Raw genomic sequence first — 251 nt, 5'->3', positions numbered from 1 at the left:
CATCAAGGCGAAACGTGGTGGGCGATGGCATCGCTGCCCCCGCCCAGGCGATGTCCGCCGATGTAGTCCAGAGAGCTGCGGGGCACGGGTGCATGCCCGCCCGCAGTCAGTAGCGCGGCACGCTCGGGTCGATCTGCTGCGACCAGGCCTCGATGCCGCCTTCGACATTGAACAGCTTGCGGAAGCCTTGGCCGCGGAAGTGCTCGGCCGCGCGCGCGCTGGACACGCCGTGGTGGCAGAGGAAGGCCAGC

Annotated in this window: 1 protein-coding gene; it reads right to left on the bottom strand. The window is 69.3% G+C overall.

Features of this window, described 5'->3' with window-relative positions; translation table 11 throughout:
- Window positions 1-106: 106 nt before the first annotated feature.
- Window positions 107-250 (bottom strand): rhodanese-like domain-containing protein, encoded by a 144-nt coding sequence (locus tag FLQ44_RS24860; protein WP_206208761.1) that lies wholly within the window; start codon window positions 248-250, stop codon window positions 107-109.
- Between the last annotated feature and the right edge of the window lies 1 nt (window position 251).

The organism is Vogesella mureinivorans (assembly GCF_007644035.1).
In the GTDB taxonomy this organism is placed as follows: Bacteria; Pseudomonadota; Gammaproteobacteria; order Burkholderiales; family Chromobacteriaceae; genus Vogesella; species Vogesella mureinivorans.
Note: the sequence above shows the minus strand (reverse complement) of the source record. Positions and strands in the feature narration are given on the sequence as shown.